2 protein-coding genes are annotated in these 25,164 nt (G+C 77.4%); both read right to left on the reverse strand.

Annotated features, from left to right (window positions below):
• Positions 1-7,427 (reverse strand): amino acid adenylation domain-containing protein (locus ACWGKU_RS21750; protein WP_452191528.1); only part of this gene is annotated, 7,427 nt, incomplete at its 3' end.
• 10 nt (positions 7,428-7,437) lie between these two features.
• Positions 7,438-25,101: a non-ribosomal peptide synthase/polyketide synthase gene (locus ACWGKU_RS21755; RefSeq protein WP_452177564.1), complete on the reverse strand. Its 17,664-nt coding sequence runs from the start codon at positions 25,099-25,101 to the stop codon at positions 7,438-7,440.
• Positions 25,102-25,164 lie beyond the last annotated feature (63 nt).

The following is a 25,164-nucleotide window of genomic DNA, read 5'->3' on the forward strand; positions in this document are numbered from 1 at the left end:
CTGTTGCGGGGTCGTGGTGCGACCAGCCGGCGGGTGCCGGCGGCGTCCTCGTGGACGCCGACGGTGGCCAGGCCCACGCCGGGGTGGGTCTGGAGGGCGGCCTCGATCTCGCCGGGTTCGATCCGGTAGCCGCGGATCTTGACCTGCTGGTCGGCGCGGCCCAGGTAGCGCAGGGTGCCGTCGGCCTGCCGGCGGGCCCGGTCGCCGGTGCGGTACATCCGGGTGCCGGGGGCGCCGAACGGGTCGGCGAGGAAGCGGGTGGCGGTCAGGCCGGGCCGGTTGAGGTAGCCGCGGGCCAACCCCTCGCCCGCCACGTACAGTTCGCCGACCGCGCCCGGGGGCAGCGGGGCCAGGTCGTCGTCGAGCACGTACAGCCGCAGGTCGGCGATGCCGGTGCCGATCGGGCCGGGGCCGCCGGCGGTGGCGGTGGCGCGGTCCAGCGCGGTGTGGGTGACGTGCACGGTGGTCTCGGTGATGCCGTACATGTTCACCAGCCGCGGCGCGTCCTCGGGGTGGCGCCGGTACCAGTCGGCGAGCCGGGTGACGTCCAGCGCCTCGCCGCCGAAGACCACCGTGCGCAGCGCCAGCCGGGCGGAGACCTCCGGGAGCCGGGCGTCGGCGCGGCCCAGCTGGTGGAAGGCGGACGGGGTCTGGTTGAGGACGGTGACCCGTTCCTCGGCGAGCAGCCGCAGGAAGTCCTCCGGGGAGCGGGCGGTGTCCTCGGGCACCACCACGAGCCGGCCGCCGTGCAGCAGCGGGCCCCACAGCTCCCAGACCGAGAAGTCGAAGGTGTAGGAGTGGAAGAGCGTCCAGACGTCGTCGGCGCCGAAGCCGAACAGCTCCCGGGTCCGCTCGAAGAGCCGCACCACGTTGGCGTGCGGCACCACGACGCCCTTGGGGCGGCCGGTGGAGCCGGAGGTGAAGATGGCGTAGGCGGGGCTGTCGGGCAGCGGGCGGTGGCCGGGGCCTCCTCGCGGGCCGAGCGGGCCGGCCGGGCGCCGGGCCAGGTCGGCGCGCACCCCGGGGTCGGCCAGGGCGAGGACGGGGACGTCGACGCCGGTCGGCCCGTCCGGGGCCTCCGGGGTCTCCAGGGTCACCAGGGCCACCGGGGCGGCGTCGCGCAGCAGTTCGGCTCTGCGTTCGGCGGGCAGGCCCGGGTCGAGCGGCAGGTAGGCCGCGCCGGTCTTGAGGACGGCGAGGACGGCCACCACCAGCTCGGCGGTGCGGGGCAGCGCGAGGGCGACGTACCGCTCGGGGCCGGCGCCGAACTCGGCCAGCCGGTGGGCGAGCCGGTCGGCCCGGGCGTCCAGGTCGGCGTAGTCGAGGTGTTCCTCGCCGCAGGTGACGGCCTCGGCGTCCGGGGTGCGGGCGGCCTGCTCCTCGAAGAGCTCGACCAGGCTGCGCCCGGGCCGGCCCTGCGCGGTGCCGTTCCAGTCGACCAGCAGCCGGCGCCGCTCCTCGGCGGTGGTCCAGGCCAGCGCGCGCAGCGGGCGGTCCAGTCCGGCGGCCAGCTCGGTGAGCAGCAGGCAGAGCCGCTCGGCGAGGGCGCGCACGGTCGCCGCGTCGAACAGGCCGGGGTCGTAGGCGAGGTCGAAGCCGACCTGCCCGCCCTGGTAGGCGCGCAGCACCAGCGGGAAGCTGGTGGCGTCCCGGGAGGAGACCTCGGCCAGGCGCACCCCGGTGCCGGCGGCCCGGGCGTCGTCGAAGGGGTAGTTCTCGAAGGCGACGATGCTGTCGAACAGCGCGCTGCCGGACGGGACGTCGCTGTAGCCGGTGAGTTCGGCGAGCGAGACCGCCGAGTGCCGGCGGGCCTCGGCCTGGTCGTCCTGGAGTTCCCGCAGCCAGTGGGCGGCGGTGCGGGCGCCGTCCACCCGGACCCGGGTGGGCAGGGTGTTGATGAACATGCCGATCATCGACTCGACGCCGGGCAGTTCCTCGGGCCGGCCGGAGACGGTGGTGCCGAACAGCACGTCCGGTTCGCCGCTGTAGCGGGAGAGCAGCAGCGCCCAGGCGCCCTGGACCACGGTGCCCAGGGTCAGCCCGGCGTGGCGGGCGGTACGGGCGAGCCGCTCGGAGACCTCCTCGGACAGGGCGGCGCTGTGGCTGCCGGCCGAGCGGGCCCGGTGGGCCTCGTGCCGCACCCGGTCGGCGGGCAGCGGGGTGGCGGTGGCGAAGCCGTCCAGGACGGACCGCCAGTGGGACCGGGCGGCCCCGGTGTCCTGCCCGGCGAGCCAGTGGACGTAGTCGGCGAAGGGCCGGCGCACCGCCGGGGCGGGCGCCGCGCCGGTGGTGAGCGCCGCGTACTCGGCGAACACGTCGGTGAGCACCTGGGCGAGGCTCCAGCCGTCCAGGATCAGGTGGTGGGAGGTCCACAGCAGCTGGACCCGGGCCTCGGGCAGCCGGACCAGGGTGAGCCGGGTGAGCGGCGCGGTGGCGATGTCCAGGCCGAGGGCGAGGTCCTCGGCGCGCAGCCGGGCCAGCCGTTCGGCGCGCGCGGCCGGGTCGGCGGCCCGCAGGTCCAGGTGGGTCACCGGCAGCCGGACGCCCCGGCGCACCACCTGGAGCGGGGCGGGGACGCCCTCCCAGACCACCGAGGTGCGCAGCGCGGGCGTGCGGTCGGCGACCCGCTGCCAGGCCAGGGCGAGGGCGTGCGGGTCGGCGACGCCCTCCAGCAGCAGGGAGGCCTGGTCCAGGTAGACGTCGTCCTCGCCGCCGACCAGGCGGTGGAAGAGCATGCCCTCCTGGAGCGGGGTGAGCGGCAGCAGGTCCGTCACGTCCCGGCCGTCGCCGACCAGCCGGTCCAGCGTCTCCTGGTCGAGCCCGGCGAGCGGGAAGTCGGAGGGGGTGCGGCCGCCGGCGCCGGGGCTCGCGCAGTGCTCGACGATGGCGCCCAGGGCGGTGGTCACGGCCTCGGCCAGCCGCCGGACGGTGTCGGCCTCGTGGACCACGTCGCTGTAGTGCCAGGTGAGTTCGAGTTCGCCGTCGGCGACCACGGCGGAGACGTCGAGCAGGTGGGCCGGCCGCTCGTCCGGGGCGAGGTCCGGGCCGGGGGCCGGCCCGGCGGGGGCGAAGTCGCCGACCTCGGGGGCGGTCCACTGGCCGTGGTAGTTGAAGCAGACCTGCGGCAGCGGGACGTCCCGCAGGGCCCCGGCGCCCTCGGCGGGCGAGCCGAGCCGGGCGAGGGCCTCGTAGCCCAGGCCGCGGCGGGGCACGGCGCGCAGCCGCTCCTTGACCTGCTTGAGGGTGGCGGCCCAGTCGGGGGCGTCGGCGGGGCCGGCCGGGGCGAGGGTGACGGGGTACTGGGTGGTGAACCAGCCGACGGTGCGGGACAGGTCGAGGTCGTCGAAGAGGTCCTCGCGGCCGTGGCCCTCCAGGGCGACCGTGACCCGTCCGGTGCCGGTCCAGTCGGCGAGGGCCCGGCCCAGGGCGCTGAGCAGCACGTCGTTGACCTGGGTGCGGTAGACCTCGGGGACCTTGCGCAGCAGCGCCCCGGTGGTGGCCCGGTCGAGCCGGCTGCGCAGGGTGCGCACCGAGCCGGCCGTGGGGGTGCCGGGCAGGTCGACGGGCAGCGGATCGGCGGGGGCGGCGGTCTCGGCGCTCCAGTACGGCAGGTCGGCGTCCAGGCCGCCGGCCCGGACGAGTGCGGCGAGCCGGTGGGCCCAGTCGGTGAACGCGGTGGGCTCGGGCGCGGGCTCGGGGGTGGCGCCCGCGGCGGCCCGCCGGTAGGCCTCGGGCAGCTCGGCGAGCAGCACCCGCCAGGAGACGCTGTCCACGGCGAGGTGGTGGGCGGTCAGGAAGAGCTGGGGCCGCTCCCCGTCGGCGGGGCGGAACAGGACGGCGCGCAGCAGGGCGCCGGTGGCCGGGTCCAGTTGGGCGCGGGCGGTCTCGGCGGCCTCCAGCCGGGCGGTCTCGGCGGCTCCGGTCCGGTCCGCGCCCGGGTCGAGGACGGTCAGTGGCCGTGCGGCGTCGGCGACCGGTTCCTGGCGCCAGCCGGCCCCGGTGCGGGTGAAGCGGGTGCGCAGCGCGGGGTGGGCGGCCACCAGGGCGGTCAGTGCCCGTTCCAGGGCCGGTTCGTCCAGGTCGTGCGGCAGGTCGAGCAGCATCGACATGGTGAAGTGGCGCAGCGGCCCGTGGGCGGCGAAGAACCACTCCTGGACGGGGGTGAGCGGGGCGGGCCCCTCCTCCCGGTGCCGCTCGACGGCGGCCCCGGCGCCGGCGGTGCGGGCGGCGGCGGCCAGGTCGGCGACGGTCTGGTGGCGGAAGACGTCCTGGGAGCCGATCCGCAGGCCTTCGGCGCGGGCCCGGGAGACGGCCTGGATGCTCAGGATCGAGTCGCCGCCGAGTTCGAAGAAGTTGTCGGTGACGCCGACCCTGGGCACGCCGAGCACCTCGGCCCAGATGGCGGCGAGGGTCTCCTCCTCCGGGGTCCGCGGGGCGACGAACTCCCCTTCCCGGGCCTCGGTTTCGGGGGCGGGCAGGGCGCGGCGGTCGAGCTTGCCGCTGGTGCCGAGCGGCAGCGCGTCGAGCACGGTGAAGGAGGACGGCACCAGGTGGTCGGGCAGCACCCGGCGCAGGGCGGCGCGCAGTTCGGCGAAGGGGCGGGCGGCGCCGTCGGCGAACACCAGGTAGGCGGCCAGCCGGTTCTGTCCGTGGGCGTCGGGGACGGCGACCACGGCGGCCGCGGCGACCTCCGGCAGGTCGAGCAGGGCGCCCTCGATCTCGCCGGGTTCGATCCGGTGGCCGCGCACCTTGACCTGGTCGTCGGCGCGCCCGAGGTACTCCAGGCGCCCGTCGGCGGTCCAGCGGGCGAGGTCGCCGGTGCGGTACATCCGGCTGCCGGGCGGCCCGTACGGGTCGGCGGTGAAGCGGGCGGCGGTCAGGCCGGGGCGGCCGGCGTAGCCGCGGGCGACCTGCTCGCCGGCCAGGTGGAGTTCGCCGCTCACCCCGGGCGGCACCGGCCGGAGCCGCCCGTCCAGGACGTAGGCGCGGACGTTGGGCAGCGGGCGGCCCACCAGCGGCCTGTCCCCGCCGTCGATCCGGCAGGCGAGCGCGTCGACGGTGCACTCGGTGGGGCCGTAGTAGTTGTAGGCGGCCGTCCCGGGGCGGGCGGCGAGTTCGCGCCAGAGCCGGGGGGCGACCGCCTCGCCACCGAGCATCAGCACCCGGGGGCGGTGGCGGGGGTCGTCGAGCAGCCCGGCGGGCAGCAGTTGGCGCAGGTAGGAGGGGGTGAGGTCGAGGAAGTCGATCCGGTGGCGCACGACGTACTCGACCAGGGCGGCCGGGTCCATCCGGGTGGTCTCGTCGACCAGGTGCAGCGGGTGGCCGTCGGCCAGCAGCAGCAGGCCCTCCAGCGAGGTGTCGAAGGAGAGGGAGGCGGTCAGCGCGACGTTCAGCGGCCCGCCGCCGGCGTCGGCGACGAAGCCGGCCCGGTGGGCGGCGAGCAGGTGGGCCAGGGCGCGGTGCGGGACGGTGACGCCCTTGGGGCGGCCGGTGGAGCCGGAGGTGTAGAGCACGTACGCGGTGGTCGAGAGGTCCGGCGGGGCGAGCGGGCCGGTGCCGCCGGTGTCGTCGCCGGTGTCCGTGTCACCGGGGTCGGTGTCCGCCAGGGCGCGCAGGGTCTCCTCGTCCAGCAGCAGGGCCGGGCGGGCGTCCTCCAGCAGGTACTGGACGCGCTCCTCGGGCAGCGCCGGGTCCAGCGGCAGGTAGCCGGCGCCGGCCTTCCAGACCGCGAGGACGGCCACCACCAGGTCGGCGGTGCGCGGCAGCCGCAGCGCGACCAGCCGTTCGGGGCCGGCACCGCGGGCGATCAGGTGGCGGGCGAGCCGTTCGGCGCGGGCGTCGAGGGTCGCGTAGTCGAGCCGCTCCTCCCCGGCGACCAGGGCGAGGGCGTGCGGGGTCAGGGCGGCCCGGCGGCGGAACAGTTCGGGGTGGCTCACGGCTTCGACGGGCAGCGCGGTGGCGTTCCAGTCCCGGGTGACCCGCTCGGTCTCCCGCGCGGAGAGCAGCGGCAGGGTGGCGAGCGGGCGGTCCGGTTCGGCGGCGGCGCCCTCCAGCAGCCGCAGCAGCTGCTCGGCCGTCCGGCGGGCGGTGGGGGCGTCGAAGAGGTCGGCCCGGTACTCCAGGACGCCGGTGAGCGCCTCGCCGTCGGGGACGAACTCCACGCTGAGGTCGAAGGTGGCGGCCTGCCGGGGCACGGTGACCGGGGCGGTGGCGAGTCCGTGCGGGTCACCGGTCGCGGCCGGGGCGGGGTGCAGCAGCACCAGCACGTCGAACAGCGGGTTGCGGCCGGCCTCGCGGGGCGCGCCGACCGCCTCGACGATCCGCTCGAACGGCGTGTCGCCGTGGGCGAGGGCGTCGTTGCCGGTCCCGGTGGCGGCCGCGAGCAGCTCGCGGAAGGAGGCGTCGGGCGCCACCCGGGTGCGCAGGACCACCGTGTTGACGAAGCAGCCGACGGCCCGTTCCAGCTCGGTGCGGGTGCGGCCGGCCATCAGGGAGCCGACGGTGACGTCCTCCTGGCCGGACCAGCGGGCCAGCAGCGCCTGGGTGCCGGCCACCAGCGCGGTGTTGAGGGTGCCCTGCCGTTCGGCGGCGAGTTCGCGCAGCCGGGCGGTGAGCGGCGCGGGGACGGTGAAGGTGTGCAGGGCGCCGGGGCCGGCCTCCTCGCCGCGCCGGGGGTGGTCCAGCGGCAGTTCCGGCGGCACCGCGCCGGCCAGCTTCTCCTTCCAGTGGGCGAGTTGCTTCTCCAGCCGGTCGCCGGAGAGCTGCTCGCGCTGCCACACCGCGAAGTCGGGGTACTGGGCGGCGACCTCGGGCAGTCCGGGTTCGGCGCCGCGGGCCAGGGCGTCGTACGCGGTGCACAGTTCGTCCAGGACGACGCCCATGGACCAGCCGTCGGTGACGATGTGGTGGGCGGTCAGCTGCAGCACGTGGGCGTGCGGCGACTCGGCCACCAGCAGGGCGCGCAGCAGCGGCCCGCGGGCGAGGTCGAAGGGCCGGGAGTACTCCTGGAGCAGGATGGCGTCCAGGCTCTCGCCGTCGGCCGGTGTGCGGACCGGCAGGTCGACCGGCCCGGCCGGAAGGACGGTCTGCACCGGCCGGCCGTCGCTCTCCGCGAAGGTGGTGCGCAGCGCCTCGTGGCGCGCCACCACGGCGGTCAGCGCCGCGGCGAGGGCCGCGCGGTCCAGCGCGCCGGTGAAGCGCAGGGCGACGGCGCTGTTGTAGCGCGGGTCGCCGGGGCGCAGCCGGTCCAGGAACCAGAGCCGCTGCTGGACGAAGGAGGGCGGCAGCGGCCGGCTGCGGTCGGCGCGCGGGATGGCCCGGTCGGCGGCGGCCTGCGCGGTGTCGGCCCGGCCGGCCAGCCGCCGGCGCAGGGCCTCGCGCAGGTCGGCGGGCAGGGCTGCGGCGCGGTCTCGCTTCGAAGTCGTCATGGTCGGCTCCTCACCGTTCGTCGTCGTCGGGGCGGCCGGAGGCGGCGGCTTCGTCGGGTCCGCCCAGGGCGGCGGCTTCGAGTTCGCTGAGCACCAGGTCCTCGACCAGGTCCGCCAGGGCGGCCACGGTGCGGGAGACCAGCACGTCGCGGGGGGTGAGCGTGACGCCGAAGGCGTCGTTGGCCCGGGAGGCGATCAGCAGGGCGCGCACGGAGTCGCCGCCGAGCTGGAAGAAGTCGTCGGTGGCGCCGACGCCGGTGTGCAGGGTCTCGGCCCAGATCTCCGCCACCGCCTCCTCGGTGGGGGTGCGGGGTGCGACCCGCTCGGCCGGCCCGGCCTCCTCCGGCCCGGGGGCGGGCAGGGCGGCGCGGTCGGTCTTGCCGCTCGCGGTGAGCGGGAAGCGCTCCAGCACCGCGAAGGCGGTGGGGACCATGGGGCCGGGCAGCGAGCGGGCGGCCAGGGCGCGCAGTTCGGCGCCGGTGGGCGGTTCGGCGCCGGGGGCGGCCAGCAGGTGGGCGACCAGCCGGGGCAGCCCGGGCTCGTCCTCCCGGATGCTCACCACGGCGTCCAGCACGGCCGGGTGGCGCGTCAGCACGGCCTCCACCTCGCCCGCCTCGATCCGGTGGCCGCGCAGTTTGAGCTGGTGGTCGGTGCGGCCCAGGTAGTGCAGTTCGCCGTGGCGGTCGCGGCGCACCAGGTCCCCGGTGCGGTACATCCGGCCGCCGGGCGGCCCGTACGGGTCGGCGGTGAAGCGGGCGGCGGTCAGGCCGGGGCGGCCGAGGTAGCCGCGGGCGAGGGCCGGTCCGCTGAGCCACAGTTCGCCGGGGACGCCGTCGGGCACCGGCCGCAGCCGGGCGTCCAGGACGTACGCGCCGGTGGCGGGCAGCGGGCGGCCGATCGGCGGGGCGGCGCCGTCCGCGGTCAGCGGCGCGGACCAGGTGGCGACCACGGTGGCCTCGGTGGGGCCGTAGGAGTTGACCATCCGGTGGTGCGGGGCCCAGCGGGCGACCAGGTCGGCGCCGCAGGCCTCGGCCCCGACGATCAGCGTCCTGAGGTCGGGCAGGCTGCCGGGGGTGTCGGCCGGCAGGGTGGCCAGGGCGGCGGGCGGCAGCAGGGTGTGGGTGATCCGCTCCGCCCGCAGCAGCCCGGCCAGCCGGTCGCCGAGCAGGGGGCCGGGCTCGGGCACCACCAGCCGGGCGCCGTGCGGCAGGGCCAGGCACAGTTCGAGCACCGAGGCGTCGAAGCTGGGGGTGGCGAAGGCGAGCACCCGGTCCCCCGGGGCGGCCCGGTAGTGCGCGGCCTCGGCGGCGGCGAAGGCCGCGAGCCCGCGGTGGGTGACGACGACGCCCTTGGGGGTGCCGGTGGAGCCGGAGGTGAAGATGACGTAGGCGGGGTCGTCCGGGTCCAGCGGGCGGGTCCGGTCGGCGTCGGTGGGCCGGTGGCCGGGGGCGCCGGCCGGCTCGGCGGCGAGGAGCTCGGCGACCTCCTTGGCGTCCAGGGTCAGGGCGGGGGCCGCGTCGCGCAGCATCGCCTCGATCCGTTCCTCGGGGTAGTGCGGGTCGACGGGCAGGAAGGCGGCGCCGGTCTTGGCCACCGCGAGTTCGGCGAGCACGGTGTCGGCCGAGCGGGGCAGCAGCAGGGCGACGAGCCGCCCGGGGCCGGCGCCGCGGGCGATCAGCCGGTGGGCCAGCCGGTTGGCGAGGGCCTCGGCCTCGGCGAAGGTCAGCTCCAGGCCGGCCGCGCTCAGCGCGACGGCCTGCGGCCACCGGTCCACGGCGGCCTCGACCAGGGCGGGCAGGGTCGCCGGGGGCACCGGGCCGGTCTCCGGGCGGGCCGGGCCGCGCAGCAGCCGCTCGCGTTCGCCGGGCGGCAGCAGGTCGAGCCCGTCCAGCGGGGTGGTGCCGTCCGAGTCGGCCAGCGCGGACAGGGTGTGCAGCAGCTGGTCGGCGAGGCGCCGGGCGGTCTCCCGGTCGAGGAAGCGCGGGTCGTGGCCGAGTTCCACGGCGAGCCGCTCGCCGGGCGAGACCACCACGGTGAGCGGGTAGTTGGTGGCCTCCCGGGCGTCCAGTTCGCGCACCAGCAGGCCGTGCGCGCCGGCCGTGGCGTCGCCGACCGGGTAGTTCTCGAAGACGACCAGGCTGTCGAACAGCTCGGTGCCCGGCGGGACCTGGCTGAGCGCGTGCATCCGGGCCAGCGGCAGGTGGTCGAAGCGGCGGTCCTCGGCCTGCTCCTCCTGGAGGGTGCGCAGCCAGTCGGCGCAGGGCCGGCGGCCGTCGACGGCGACCCGGGCGGGCAGGGTGGTGATGAACAGGCCGACGATGCCGTCGGAGCCGGCCAGGTCGGTGGGCCGGCCGGAGACGGTGGTGCCGAAGCAGACCCGCTGTTCCCCGCTCCAGCGCGACAGCAGCAGCGCCCAGGCGCCCTGCACCACGGTGTTGAGGGTGAGGCGGTGGCGGCGGGCGAACTCCTGGAGCCGCTCGGTGTCCGCCTCGTCCAGCCGGTGCGAGAGCCAGTCCCCGGAGCGGGCCGTGTCGCCCGGGGCGGGGCGGCGGTCGTAGGGCAGCGCGGTGGGGGCGGTGAGGTCGGCCAGCACGGCGCGCCAGTGCTCGACGGCGGCGCCGGTGTCGCGCTCCGCGAGCCAGCCGACGTAGTCCGCGAAGGGCCGGCGCTCGGGCAGTCGGGGCCGCTCGCCGCGGGCGAGGGCGGCGTGGGCGGCCAGCACGTCCGCGAGGACGTGGAAGACGCTCCAGCCGTCCAGCAGCACGTGGTGGAAGGCCCAGACCACCCGGATCCGGTCCGGGCCGAGCCGGATCAGGTCGAGCCGCAGCAGCGGGGCCCGGTCCAGGGCCAGGGGGTGGGCCCGCCGTTCGGCGAGCAGGTCCTCCAGCCGGGCTTCGCGCTGCGCCGCGCCCAGCGCGCTCCAGTCGTGTTCGGTGACCGGGAGCGTCGCCTGCCGGTGGACCACCTGGAGCGGCACGGGAACGTCGCGCAGCACCACGGAGGTGCGCAGCACCGGGGTGCGGTCGACGACGTGCTGCCAGGCGGCGGCCAGCAGGTCGGGGTCGCGGGCGCCGTCCAGGACGAAGGTGATCTGCTCGACGTACAGGCCGTGTTCGGCCTCGTCGAGGCCGTGCACCACCATGCCGGTCTGGGTGGGGGTGAGGGGCTGGATCTCCGTCACGTCCCGGCCGGTGCCGGCCAGCCGGTCGACGCCGGCCTGGTCCAGGCCGGCCAGCGGGAAGTCGGAGGGGGTGCGGCCGCCGGCGCCGGGTTCGGCGCAGTGGCGGACGATCTCCCGCAGCTCGTCCAGCAGTTCGGCGGCCAGCCGGGCGACCGTCCCGCTGTGGTGCACCTCGCGGGAGTAGGACCAGGTGAAGGAGAGCCGGCCCTCGGCGACCAGGCCGAGCACGTCCAGCAGGTGGGGGCGGCGGGCGGTGCGGTCCATGCCGCCGGTGAGCGGGCCGGCCGGGGCGTGCAGCAGGCCCCCGGGGCTGGCGCTCCGGTCCTGCCGGCCCAGGTAGTTGAAGCCGATCTGCGGCAGCGCGAGGCCGGGCTCCGACTTGAGGTGGCGCAGGGCGCCGTGGCCGAGGCCGCCGTTCGGGACGGCGCGCAGGATCTCCTTGACGGCCTTCAGGGCGGTGCCGGTGTCCGCGTCCGGGGGCACGTCCAGGGCGACGGGGTGCATCGCGGTGAACCAGCCGACGGTGCGGGACAGGTCGACGCCGTCGAGGAGTTCCTCGCGGCCGTGGCCCTCCAGGGTGATCAGGACCCGGTTCCGTCCGGTCCAGCGGGCCAGCACCCGGCCGAGGGCGCAGAGCAGGACGTCGTTGACCCGGGTGCGGTAGGCCTCCGGGACGTCCTGGAGCAGCCGGCGGGTGTCCTCGGCGCCCAGGGCGAAGGTCAGCGACTCCTCGGCCTCGGCCGTGTTGGCGCCGTCGAGGTCGGTGGGCAGCGCGGTGGCCGCACCGTCCGCCAGGCGCTGCCAGTACGGGAGTTCCGCGTCGAAGCCGCCGGCCGCGGTGTGCGCGGCGAGGCGTTCGGCCCAGGCCCGGAAGGAGGTGCTCTTGGCGCCGAGGTCGGGCCGCTCGCCCGCGGCCGCCGCGCGGTGGGCGCGCTCCAGGTCCTCCAGCAGGATCCGCCAGGACACCGCGTCGACCACCAGGTGGTGCGCGGCCAGCAGCAGCACCGGGCGGGGGTCGCCGGCGAAGCGGCAGAGCGCGGCGCGCAGCAGCGGCCCGGCGGCCAGGTCGAAACCCTCGGCGAGGCGCTCGCCGAGGTCGCGCAGGGCGCTCTCGCGTTCCTCGCCCTCGGCGGCGGGCAGCTCGTGGACCCGCAGGTCGGGGGCCTGGCCGGGCTCGGTGCCGTACTGGCGCCACCGGCCGTCGGGGAGCGGCTCGCAGCGCAGCCGCAGGGCGTCGTGGTGGTCCAGGACGGCGGCCAGGGCGGCCCGCAGGGCGGGCTCCTCGGTGCCGGGGGCGAGGGTGAAGGAGACGGACTGGGTGAGCCGGGCGGGGTCGCCGTCGAGGGTGTCCAGCAGCCAGTGCTGGACGGGGGTGAGCGGGGTCTCGCCGGTGACGGCGCCCTGGTCGGCGTCCGTGCCGGGGCTCGGCGCGCGTTCGGCGGCACCGGCGAGTTCCGCGAGGGTCTGGTGGGCGAACAGGTGCCGGGGGGTCAGCGCGAGGCCGGCCCGGCGGGCCGCCGAGACGATCTGGATGCCGAGGATGGAGTCCCCGCCGAGGGCGAAGTAGTTGTCGTCCGCGTTCACCTCGGGCACGCCCAGCACCTCGCGCCAGATCGCGGCGAGGGCCTGCTCGGTTTCGGTGCGCGGCGGCCGGTCGCCGCCGGTGGCCCGGGTGGCCGGGACCGGTTCGGGCAGGGCGCGCCGGTCCAGCTTGCCGGTGGCGCCGAGCGGCAGCCGCTCCAGCGGCACCACCACGGCGGGCACCAGGTGGTCGGGGAGGGTGCGGCCGAGGAAGGTCCGCCACTCGGCCGGGTCGGGCAGGGCGCCGTCGCGGGGCACCGCGTAGCCCACCAGCCGCTTGTGGCCGTCCTGGTCGACCACCCGGGCGGCGGCCGCCGCCACCTGCGGGTGGCGGGCCAGCGCGGCCTCGACCTCGCCGAGTTCGATCCGGAAGCCGCGCACCTTGACCTGGTCGTCGGCGCGGCCGAGGTAGTCCAGTTCGCCGTCGGCGCTCCAGCGCACCCGGTCGCCGGTGCGGTACATCCGGCTGCCGGGCGGGCCGTAGGGGTCGGGCAGGAAGCGCCCGGCGGTCAGGCCGGGGCGGCGCAGGTAGCCGCGCGCCACGCCGGTGCCGGCCAGGTACAGCTCCCCGGGCGCGCCGACGGGCACCGGGCGCAGCCGCGCGTCCAGGACGTAGGCCCGGGCGCCGCCGACCGGTCGGCCGATCGGCGGGTCGCGGTCGGGGTCGGCGGGGTCGCAGGTGTGGGCGGTGGCGTAGACGGTGGCCTCGGTGGGGCCGTAGATGTTCAGCACCCGGCAGCCGGGGACGGCCTCGCGCAGGGTGCGGACGGTGCGGGCGGGCAGTCCTTCGCCGGCCAGCACCACGGTGTCCGCGCCGAGTCGCAGGGCGCCGTCGGCGAGCAGTCCGCCGAGGGCCGAGGGCACGGCGCTGAGCAGGCCGGCCCTCCGGGGGCCGGGGTTCTCGGCCAGGGCCAGCAGGTCGCGCAGGAGTTCCACGCAGCCGCCGGAGAGCAGCGGCGCGAAGATCTCGAACACCGACACGTCGAAGTTGAGCGAGGTGGCGGCGAGCACGTGCTCCAGGCCTCGGCCGGCGAACTCGGCGGCGGCCCAGTCGGTCAGGGCGAGCACCGAGGCGTGGGCGACCACCACGCCCTTGGGGCGGCCGGTGGAGCCGGAGGTGTGGATGACGTACGCGGGGTGCTCCGGCAGCAGGGCGCCGTGCCGTTCCGGGTCGCCGACGGCGTCGGTGCGGGCGGCGGCCAGCCGTTCTCGGCAGGCCGGGTCGTCCGGCACGATCCGGGCGTACGGGCCGTCGGGGAGCCGTCCCTCGGTCGCGGCATCGGTGATCACGGCGTCGGGCCGGACGTCCTCGAAGAGGTAGGCGATCCGCTCGGCCGGGTAGCCGGGGTCGACCGGCAGGTACGCGGCACCGCTCTTGAGCACCGCGAGCAGCGCCACGGCCAGTTCGACGGTGCGGGGCAGCGCGAGCGCGACGAAGCGCTCGGGTCCGGCCCCGGCCCCGATCAGCAGCCGGGCCAGCCGGTTGGAGCGTTCGTCCAGCTCCCGGTAGGTCAGCAGGCCGTCGCCGGAGCGCACGGCCGGGGCGTCGGGGGTGCGGGCGGCCTGCCGGGCGAAGGCCTCGGGCAGGGTGCGCCGGGGCGCCCGGCGCACCGGGCCGCCGAGGCGTTCCAGCAGCTCGCGTCCCTCGGCCGGGTCCAGCAGCGGCAGTTCGCCGGCCGGCCGGTCGAGGCCGGCCGCCATCCCGGCGAGCAGGGTGCGCAGGCTCGCCCCGAGCCGCTCGACGGTGGCGGCGTCGAAGGCGGCCGGGTCGTGGTCGAGGCTGACCTCGATGGACTCGCCGGGCGCCACCACCACGCCGAGCGGGTAGCTGGTCGGCTCCAGCACGTGCTCGGTCTCCACGCCCAGGCCGTGCCGGGTCAGCGACTGCGCGTCGAAGGGGTAGTTCTCGAAGACCACGATGCTGTCGAACAGGGCGGTGCCGCCGGGCAGTTCGCTCCAGCCCTGGAGCTGGGCCAGCGAGACGGCGTCGTGCCGGCGGGCCTCGGACTGGTGGTCCTGGACCTCCCGCAGCCAGTCCAGCAGCGGGCGCCGGTCGTCGATCCGCACCCGGGTGGGCAGGGCGTTGATGAACAGCCCCACCATCGAGGTGACGCCGGGGAGTTCGGCGGGCCGGCCGGAGACGATGGTGCCGAACACCACGTCCTCGCCGCCGCCGTAGCGGGAGAGCAGCAGCGCCCAGGCGCCCTGGAGCACGGTGTTGACGGTGAGCCCGGCCTGCCGGGCGGTGGCCCGCAGCCGCTCGGAAAGCTCGGGGCCGAGGGCGACCTTCACCGAGGCCGAGGAGGAGGCGCGGTGGGCGCCGGCCGGGCGGCGGTCCCGGGGCAGTTCGGTGGGGGCGGGGAAGCCGGCCAGGGTGTCGCGCCAGTACCGCTCGACCGCCGCCCGGTCCTGGCCGGCCAGCCAGCGCAGGTAGTCGGCGTAGGGCGCGCGCTCGACCGGGGCGGGCCGGCGTCCGGCGGTCAGGGCGGCGTAGCGCTCGCAGACCTCGTCGAAGACCTGGGCGGCGCTCCAGCCGTCGAGCAGCACGTGGTGGAAGGTCCACACCACCCGCACCCGGCTCGGGGTCAGCCGGATCAGGGCCAGCCGCAGCAGCGGCGCGCCGCCCAGGTCGATCCCGGCCGCCCGGTCCTCGGCGAGCAGCCGGGCGGTGTCCCGCTCGACCTGTTCGGCGGGGCGGCCGGTCCAGTCGTGGTGGGTCACCGGGACGGCGGCCCGGTGCTGGACGACCTGGAGCGGTTCGGCGCCGTCCTGCCAGCTGAGCCGGGTGCGCAGGACGGCGTTGGCGTCGGCGGTCCGCTGCCAGGCCTCGGCCAGCGCGTGCGGGTCGGTGACCCCGGTCAGCACCAGCTGGACCTGGTTGACGTAGGTGTCGCCGTCCGGGTCGAGCAGGCTGTGGAAGAGCATCCCGGCCTGCATCGGTGTCAGCGGGTGGACGTCGGCGACGGTGCGGCCGTCCCCGGCGATGCGGTCCACCGCCGCCTGGTCGAGGCGGGCGAGCGGGAAGTCGGAGGGGGTGCGGCCGCCGGCGCCGGGTTCGGCGCAGTGGGCGACGATCCGCTCCAGTGCGTCGAGCATGGCCTCGGCCAGTGCGGTGACGGTGTCGGCGCGGTGCCGGCCGGCGCTGTAGTACCAGCCGATCTCCAGCTCGCCGTCCTCGACCCGGGCGACCACGTCCAGCAGGTGGGGGCGCTCGGTGCCGGGCGCCTCCGCGCCGCCGAGGCCGCCGGGGACGGCGCGGACGAGGGCGGCGCCGTCGGTGGACCAGTCGAAGCGGCCCAGGTAGTTGAAGCTCACGCCGGGGGCGGGGGTGTCGGCGAGCGCCTCGTCCCGGGCCAGGTGGCGCAGCGCGCCGTACCCGAGGCCGCGGTCCGGCACGGCCCGCAGCTGTTCCTTGACGGCCTTCAGGGCGGTGCCCCAGTCCCCCGCCGGGATGTCGAGGGCGACCGGGAAGAGGGAGGTGAACCAGCCGACCGTGCGGGACAGGTCGAGGCCGTCGAACAGCCGGTCCTCGCGGCCGTGGCCCTCCAGGCCGACGGCGACGGTGCCGCGCCCGGTCCACTCGGCGAGCACCCGGCCGAGCGCGGTGAGCAGCACGTCGTCGATCCGGGTGCGGTAGACCCCGGGGACCTCCCGCAGCAGGGCGTCGGTGCGTTCGCGGTCCAGCCGGACGGTCACCTCGCGCAGGTCGGCGGCGGTGTTGCCGCCGTCGCCGTCCACCGGCAGCGGGGTGGCGCAGGCCCGGGCGGCGGCCGCCCAGTGGGCGCGCTGGTCGGCGAAGCCGCCGGCCGCGGTGTGCCCGGCCAGCCGGCGGGCCCACTCCCGGACGGAGCTGGTGCGGGCGGGCAGCCGCAGCGGGCGGCCCTCGACCGCCTGCCGGTAGGCGGTCTCCAGGTCCTCCAGCAGCACCCGCCAGGAGACGCCGTCGACCGCCAGGTGGTGGACGGCCAGCAGCAGCCGGTCGGGCCGGGCGCCGGCCGCGCCGGCCGACGCGGTGGCCGACGGGGCGGTGAACAGGCGGGCGGTGAGCAGCGGGCCGCCGTCCAGCCGGAAGGAGGCGTGGGCGGCCTCGGTCACCGCCGCTTCCGCGCCGTGGTCGTGGACCTCCAGCAGCTCGGGGGCGCTCTCCTCGGCGGGGGCGCAGTGCTGCTGCCAGGTGCCGTCCCCGGCACGGGTGAAGCGGGAGCGCAGCGCGTCGTGGTGGGCCCACAGGGCGGCGAGCGCGCGGCGCAGGGCCTGCGGGTCGACGGCCCCGGGGGCCTCCACCACGACGCACTGGTCGAAGTGCTCGGCGTGCGGCGGGTTCGGGTCGAGGAACCAGTGCTGGATCGGCGTCAGGCCGACCTCGCCGCTGACCGGTTCGGTCCCGGCGACGGTGACGGCGCTGCCGGCGGCCGCGGCCAGCGCGGCGACGGTGGGGTGGCGGAACAGGTCGCGCGGGGAGAGCGCGAGTCCGGCGGCGCGAGCCCGGGAGACGACCTGGATGCTCAGGATGGAGTCGCCGCCGAGCAGGAAGAAGTCGTCGTCCAGCCCGACCCGTTCGACCCCGAGCAGCTCGGCCCAGATCGCGGCGAGCAGCCGCTCGCGGTCGGTGCCGGGGGCGCGGTGGGGGCGGTCGCCGCCCGCCGACCGGTCGGGGGCGGGCAGCCGCCGGCGGTCCACCTTGCCGTTGGCGGTGAGCGGGAGTTCGGGCAGCGTGACGAAGGCCGCGGGCAGCATGTAGTCGGGGAGGTCGGCGGCCAGGTGGGCGCGCAGTTCGGCGGCGCCGGGCGGCTCGGCGCCCTCGGCCGGCACCAGGTGGGCGGCGAGGCTCTTGCGTCCGGCGTCCTGGTACAGCGAGACGACGGCCTCGGCGACGGCCGGGTGGGCGGTGAGCCGGGCCTCGATCTCGGCGGGTTCGATCCGGAAGCCGCGGATCTTGATCTGGTCGTCGGCGCGGCCGACGAAGTGCAGTTCGCCGTCCTCGCTCCACCGGACGGTGTCGCCGGTGCGGTACATCCGCTCGCCGGGCGGGCCGAAGGGGTCGGCGAGGTAGCGGGCGGCGGTCTCGCCGGGGCGGCCCGCGTAGCCGCGGGCGAGGCCGGCCCCGGCGATGTACAGCTCGCCGGTGACGCCGGGCGGCTGCGGCTGGAGCGCGCCGTCCAGGACGTACACCCGGGTGTTGTCCAGCGGGCGGCCGATGGGCAGGACGGCGGGCAGTTCGTCGCCGGCCCGGAAGGCCCGGCGGGTGGCGAAGGTGGTGGTCTCGGTGGGCCCGTAGCCGTCGACCACGGTGAGGCCGGGGCAGGCCGCCAGGACCTTGCGGACGGCGGCGCCGGGCACCGCCTCGCCGCCGGTCCACACCTCGTGGGCGCCGCGCAGGCAGCCCGGGTCCTCCTGGGCGAGCAGCCGGAACAGGCCGGCGGTCAGCCACAGGCAGCGCACGCCCTGCTCGGTGACGGCGTGCCGGACGGCGGCGGCGTCCAGGTCCTGCGGCGGGGCGAGCACGGCGGTGCCGCCGCGCAGCAGCGGCACCCACAGTTCGTAGGTGGCGGCGTCGAAGGCGTGCGGGGAGTGCACCAGCACCCGGTCGTGGCCGGCGAAGGCGCGGTCCAGGGCGAGCGCGGCGACGTCCCGGCGGCGCACCGCGACGCCCTTGGGGGTGCCGGTGGAGCCGGAGGTGAACATCAGGTACTGGACGTTGTCGGGGTGGACGGCCGCCGGGGCCGGGGCCGGGGCCGCCGTCCGGTCGTCGGGAAGGTCCACCCGCAGCACCTGCCCGGCGGGGCGCAGCTCGGCGGCCGTGCCGGCCCGGTGGGCGTCGGTGAGCAGCAGGTCGGCACCGGCCTCGGCCAGCATCCGGTGCAGCCGCTCGCGCGGCGCCCGGCCGTCCAGCGGCACGTAGACCGCGCCGGTGCGCACCAGCGCCAGCTGGGTGACGACCAGCTCGACGGAGCGTTCCATCAGCACCCCGACCGGCTGCTCCACCCGGACCCCGTGCGCGGTCAGCCGTCCGGCCAGCTCGGCGGCGCGGGCGTCGAGTTCGCGGTAGGTCAGGCGCCGGTCGCCGGCCTCCAGGGCGACGGCCGCGGGGGTGCGGAGCACCTGCGCGGCGAACAGCTCGGCGATGTCGGCGGCGGGTTCCTCGACGGCGGTGGCGTTCCAGTCGGCCAGGACGCGCCGGCGCTCCTCGCCGGTCAGCAGCGGCAGCCGGGCCGGCGGGCGGTGGGCGCCGCCGGGCAGGGCGGTCAGGACGGCGGTGAGCTGTCCGGCCAGCCGCCGCACCGTGGACTCGTCGAACAGCCGCGGGTCGTAGCAGAGCCGCAGGGACAGCTCCGGGCCCGGGTAGGCCAGCAGGGTGAGCGGGTAGTTGGTGGTCTCGATCCCGTCCAGGTCGCGCAGCCGCAGGCCGTGGGCGTCGGCCGCGTCCTCGTCGACGGGGTAGTTCTCGAAGACCACCAGGCTGTCGAACAGGCCGGTCCGCTCGGGCAGTTCGGTGCCGGCCCGCATCCGGGTGAGCGGGACGAAGCCGTGCCGCCGGTCCTCGCTCTGCTCCCGTTGCAGGGTCCGGAGCCAGTCGACCAGGGTGCCGTCCGCGGGCACCGTGGTGCGGGCCGGCAGGGTGGTGATGAACAGGCCGGTCATGGTCTCGACGCCGGGCAGCTCGGGCGGCCGCCCGGAGGAGGTGGTGCCGAACACCACCTCGGCCCGCCCTGCCCGGCGGCCCAGCAGCACCGCCCAGGCGCCCTGGACCAGGGTGTTGAAGGTCAGCCCGGAGCCGCGGGCGAGGTCCTCCAGCGCCCTGGTCGCGGCGGCGGGCAGGGTGAACGGCACGGCCCGGGTGGACTCGGCGCGGTGGCTCTGCACCGGCTCGCGGTCGTAGGGCAGCGGTGTCGCCTCGGCGAGCCCGGCGAGGCGGGTGCGCCAGTGCCGTTCGGCCTCGGCGTGGTCGCGCCCGCCCAGCCAGGCCAGGTAGTCGCGGTAGGGCCGGCGCTCCGGCACGGTGCCGTACGGGACCTCGCCGTCCCGTCCCGGTCCGGCCAGGGCTGCGTGCACCGCGAAGACGTCCGAGAGCACCTGGAACAGGCTCCAGCCGTCCAGGACCAGGTGGTGGAAGGACCAGAGCACCCGCACCCGGTCGTCCGGGAGCCGGATCAGCAGCAGCCGCTGGAGCGGGGCCCGCGCCAGGTCGAGGCCGCGGGCCCGGTCGCGGTCCAGCAGTTCGGCGAGCCGGTCGCGGCGCTCCCGCTCGGGCAGTTCGCGCCAGTCCAGGTGGGTGACCGGGACGGCCACCCGGCGGTGCACCACCAGCAGCGGCTCGGGCACCTCCTGCCAGCGGACGTGGGCGCGCAGCACCGCGGTGCGGTCGGTGACCCACTGCCAGGCGGCGGCGAGGCGGGCCGGGTCGGGCACGCCGTCCAGGACGAAGTCCAGCTGCTGGAAGTAGGCGCCGCTGTCCTCCTCGGCGAGGCCGTGGAAGAGCATGCCGGACTGGGTCGGGGTGAGCGGCAGCACGTCCTCCACCGCGCCCGGGTCGGCGCCGGTGATCCGGTCCACGGCCGCCTGGTCGAGCCGGGCCAGCGGGAAGTCGGACGGGGTGCGCCCGGCGGCGCCGGGGCGGGCCGCGTGGCGGGCGAGGTCGGCCAGTTCCTCGGCGAAGCGCCGGGCCAGCGCCTCGACGGTCCCGCTCCGGTGGACGGCGGCGGAGTGGAACCAGGTGAACTCCAGCGCGTCGCCGTCGAGGCGGCCGACCACCTCCAGCGGGTGGGGGCGCGCCACGCCCGGGTCGGCGTCCAGCTCCAGCGGCCGGAAGGTGCCGCGGAACAGCCCGTCCGGGTCGTCCGGCAGGGCGATGCGGCCCAGGTAGTTGAAGCCGATCCGGGCGGCCGGGACCTCCGGCGCCGTGCCGGGGCGCCCGAGGTACCGCAGCGCCTCGAATCCGAGGCCGCGCCGGGGGACGGCGCGCAGCTGTTCCTTCACCTGCTTGAGGACGGTGTCCCAGTCGGCCCCGGCGGGCACGGCCAGGGCGACGGGGTGGCGGGTGGTGAACCAGCCGACCGTACGGCCGAGGTCGAGCTCGGCGAACAGTTCCTCGCGCCCGTGCCCCTCGACGTCCACCACGACCCGTTCCAGCCCGCTCGCTCCGCACAGCGCCCGGCCGAGCGCGCTCAGCAGCACGTCGTTGGCCTGGGTGCGGTAGGTGTCGGGCAGGGTGCGCAGCAGGGCGGCGGTGTCGGCGGGGCTCAGCCGGACGGTGACGGAGCGTTCGGTGGCGTAGGTGTCGGGGCCGTCGAGCTCGGCGGGGAACGGTTCGTCGGGCTGCCCGGGCACGGCCCGCGCCCAGTACTCCGTCTCGTCCTCGAAGCCGCCCTCGGCGGCGAAGGCGCTCAGCCGCTCGGCCCACTGCCGCAGCGGCGAGGACTTGACCGGCAGGGCGGCCGCCCCGTCCCGGCCCTCGCGGCGGGCGCGGTAGGCGGTGTCGAGGTCCTCCAGCAGCACCCGCCAGGAGACCCCGTCGACCACCAGGTGGTGGACGGCCAGGTGCAGGACCGGGGGCCGGCCCCCGGCGCGCTCGTGCAGGACGGCGCGCAGCAGCGGCCCGCCGCCGCCCAGGTCGTGGGGGCCGAAGTGCGGGGTGTCCCGGTCCGGGCCGGTGTGCCGGGCCAGGGTGAGCCGGGCGACCGGCTCCCGGATGTGCCACCGCGCGGCGCCGTCCGGGGCGGTGAAGGCCGAGCGCAGCGCGTCGTGGTGGGCGACCAGGTCGTTCAGGGCCTCCTCCAGGGCCGCCCGGTCCAGGTCGTCGGGCAGCAGCAGGGAGAGCGCCTGGCCGAAGTGGCCGGCCCGGTCGGCGGCCCGGCCGAGCCACCAGCGCTGGATCGGGGTCGGCACGGCCTCCCCGGTGGCGGCCGCCGGGGCGGGCGCGGGCGGTGCCTCGGCGTCCTGCGCGGCCAGGGCGAGCGCGGCGACCGTCTGGTGGCGGTAGAGGTCCCGGGAGGTGAGCGCCAGCCCGGCCTGCCGGGAGCGGGCCACCACCTGGATGCCGAGGATGGAGTCGCCGCCGAGGTCGAAGAAGTTGTCGTCGGCGCCGACCCGCTCCAGCCGCAGCACCTCGGCCCAGATCCCGGCGAGCGCCCGTTCGGCGGGGGTGCGGGGGGCGACGTGGCGGACGGCGGTGGCGGCAGGCCCGGGGTCGGGCAGCCGGCCGCGGTCGAGGGTGCCGTCGGGGCCCAGCGGCAGGGCGGGCAGCGGCATCACGACGGTGGGGACCAGGTGGTCGGGCAGGGTCAGGGCGAGGGTGCGGCGCACCGCCTCGGGCTCGACCCGGCCGCCGGGGACGGGCACCACGTAGCCGACCAGCCGCCGGGGGTCGTCGGTGAGGACGGCGGCGGCCTCGGCCACCCCGGCGCAGCGCCGCAGCGCCCGCGCCACCTCGTCCGGGTCGGTGCGCAGCCCGCGGGGCTTCGCCCACTGCTCGACCCGTCCGAGGTGCTCCAGTTCGCCGTCGGCGGTCCACCGCACCAGCTCCCCGGTGCGGTGGAGCAGTTCCCCCGGCGCGCCGTACGGGTCGGCGACGAACTGCCCGGCGGCGCCTTCCGGCTGCTCGGGGAAGTCGCCCGCGAGGTACAACTCGCCCGGCACGCCCTGGGGTTGGGGGCGCATCGCGCGGTCGAGGACGTAGCCGCGGGTCCAGCCGGGCAGGCCGGACGCGGTGAGCGCCCCGGGCAGCGCGGTGTCCGGCTTCCAGGCGTCGAGCAGCGCCCGCTGCTCCTCCTCGGGGATCAGCGGCAGCTCGGCGAGGGTGCGCTGGGGGCCGTCCGCCATCCCGGCCAGCAGGCGGTGCAGGTGGTCCGCCAGCGCGGTCACGGTCCGCCGGTCGAACAGGTCGGTGTTGTACTCCGCCGTCAGCGTGCAGCCGCCGTCGGCGTCGGGGGTGAACTCCAGCACCAGGTCGAAGCGGGCGGCCGGGCGGGGCAGCGGGTGCTCGGCGAAGCGCAGGCCCCCGGCGGGCGCCGGGGTGACGGGGGTCTGCTGGACGACGACGACCTGGACCAGCGGGGTGCGGCCGGGGTCGCGGGGCGGGGCCAGTTCCTCGACCACCCGGTCGAAGGGCACCTCGGCGTGGGCGAAGGCGTCCAGCAGGGTGGTGCGCATGCCCGCCACGAAGTCGTCGACGGTGGCCCGCTCGTCCACGTCGCCGCGCAGCACCACGGTGTTGACGAAGAAGCCGGTCACCTCCTCCAGTTCCCGCCGGTCCCGCCCGTTGGTGACGGTGCCGAAGGCCACGTCCCGCTGGCCGGAGTGGCGCGAGAGCAGCAGCGCGCACGCCCCGGCGAACAGGGTGAACACCGTGGTGCCGCGGCCGGCGGCGAGGTGGCGCAGCCGGTCGACCAGGTCGGCCGGCAGCCGGTGGCGGTGCGCCGCGCCGTTGGTGGTGCGCTGCTCGGGCCGGGGGCGGTCGGTGGGCAGGCGCAGGGTCGGCAGGTCGGCGAGGGTGTGCTTCCAGTAGGCGAGGTCGGGTGCGTGGCCGGTTCGGCGGTGCTGCTCCCAGTGGGCGAAGTCGGGGTACTGGAGGGCGGGGGCGGGCAGGGCGTCGGGTTCGCCGGTGGCCTCCGCCCGGTAGAGGGCGGCCAGTTCGCGGGTGAGGACGCCCACCGACCAGCCGTCGGTGACGATGTGGTGCTGGGCCAGCAGCAGCAGGTGCTCCTCGGCGGCGAGCCGGACCAGCAGTACCCGGGCGAGCGGGCCCCGGGCGAGGTCGTAGGGCCGTTCCAGTTCCTCGGCCAGCAGGCGTTCGGCCGCCGGGGCGCGCTCCCCCTCGGGCAGGGCGCCGAGGTCCTCGGTGCGCAGCGGCAGCTCCGCCCGCTCGGCGACGCGCTGCACCAGCTGCCCGTCGAGGGTGGCGACGGTGGTGCGCAGCGAGTCGTGCCGGGCGGTGAGCCGCCGCAGGGCCCGGTCGAGGGCGTCCCGGTCGAGGGCGCCGTGCAGCCGCAGGGCCACGCCGGTGTGGTTGCCGGTGCCGCCGGGGGCGAGGTCGTCCAGGAACCAGAGCCGGCGCTGGGCGCTGGACAGCGGCAGCGGCTCCCCGCGCGGGGCGGGCGGGATCGGCCCGGTCGGTGCGGCGGCGGGCACCGCGTCGAGCAGCGGGGCGAGGGCGGCGACGGTGCGGGCGGTGAAGACGTCGCGCAGGGTGAGCCGGACGCCGAGGCGTTCGGTGATCCGGGCCAGGGTGCGGGCGGCGAGGACGGAGTCGCCGCCGAGGTCGAAGAAGTCGTCCTCCACCCCCACGGCGTCGTGGCCGAGCGCCTCGGCCCAGACGGCGGCCAGGGCGCGCTCCCGCTCGGTGCGCGGGGCGGTGCTCCCGGCGGCGGCCCGCCGGGCGGGCGCGGGCAGCGCCCGCTGGTCGATCTTGAGCTGCGGGGTGAGCGGGAACTCGGCCAGCACGACGACGACGGGCACCAGGTGGGCGGGCAGCGCGGCGGCCAGGGCGGTGCGCAGCTCGGCCGGGTCGGGGGCGTGCCGCGGGTCGGCGGGCGTGGCGTAGCCGACCAGCCGGGTGTGGCCGGGCTCGTCCTCGCGGACCGTCACGACGGCCTGGTCGACGGCGGGGTGGGCGCGCAGCGCGGCCTCGATCTCGCCCGGTTCGATCCGGAAGCCGCGGACCTTGACCTGCCGGTCGAGCCGGCCGAGGAACTCCAGTTCCCCGTCGGCCCTCCAGCGGGCCCGGTCGCCGGTGCGGTAGAGCCGGGCGCCGGGCGCGCCGAAGGGGTCGGCGACGAAGCGCGCGGCGGTCAGGCCGGGTCGGCCGAGGTAGCCGCGGGCGACGCCCTCGCCGCCGAGGTACAGCTCGCCGTCGGTGCCGGGCGGCTGGGGCCGCATGGTCTCGTCGAGCACGTACACCCGGGCGTGCGGCAGGGCGCCGCCGATGGTGGGTGAACCGGTGCCGGCGGTGAGCGGGCCGGTCCAGGTGGCGACGATGGTGGCCTCGGTCGGACCGTAGGAGTTGATCATGCGTCGGCCGGGCGCCCAGCGGTCGACCAGTTCGGCGGAGCAGGCCTCGGCCCCGACGATCAGGGTGCGCAGGTGGCGGCCCGCGCCGGCGGGGACGGTGGCCAGGGCGGCGGGCGGGATCAGGGTGTGGGTGATGCGGTGCCCGTCCAGGACGGCGGCGAGCTCCTCGCCCAGCCAGGGGCCGTCCGGGGGGATCACCAGGGTGGCACCGGTGAGGACGGAGACGAACAGTTCCAGAACGGAGGCGTCGAAGCTGGGCGAGGAGAACTGGAGCACCCGGTCGCCGGGGCGCAGCGCGTAGTTCTCGACGGCCGCGGCGGTGAATCCGGCGATCCCCCGGTGGGTGACGACGACGCCCTTGGGGGTGCCGGTGGAGCCCGAGGTGTAGATCACGTACGCCGGGTGGTCGGTGCCGGCCGGGGCCGGGCCGCCCGTGCCGTCCGCGGCGCCCGGCACGTCCGGGCCTGCGGGCAGGGCGGTCTCCAGGACCCCGCTCACGTCGGCCGGGTCGTCCAGGACGATCGCGGGGGCGGCGTCGGCGAGCATCAGCGCCCGCCGCTCGGCGGGGTAGCCCGGGTCCACGGGCAGGAAGGCGGCGCCCGCCCGGACGACGGCCAGTTCGGCGGCGACCAGTTCCATGGAGCGCGGCAGGACCAGCGCCACCGTCCGCTCCGGGCCGGCGCCGCGCCGGCGCAGGTCACGGGCCAGCCGCTCGACGCGCTCCGCCAGGTCCCGGTAGGTCCAGCTGCGCCGGCCGTCGGTCACCGCGGGCGCGAGCGGGGTGCGGGCCGCCTGGGCGGCGAACAGCGCGTCCAGGGTCCGGGGCCTCGGGGAGGTGCCTCCGGCGGTGCCGCCGGCCTGCGGCGGGGCGGACGGGTGCACGGGCTGGGCAGGCCGGTCGGCCATGGCGGAAGGTCCTTCCGATGGGGGCGACGACGAGGGCACCGGGGCAGGCGGTAGCCCGCCCTC

It is taken from the genome of Kitasatospora sp. NPDC054768 (assembly GCF_053612025.1).

What these genes read in the sequence shown, in the direction of transcription:
- ACWGKU_RS21755 (WP_452177564.1), bottom strand. Translation starts at nt 25,101, where the DNA reads ATGGCCGACCGGCCTGCCCAGCCCGTGCACCCGTCCGCCCCGCCGCAG.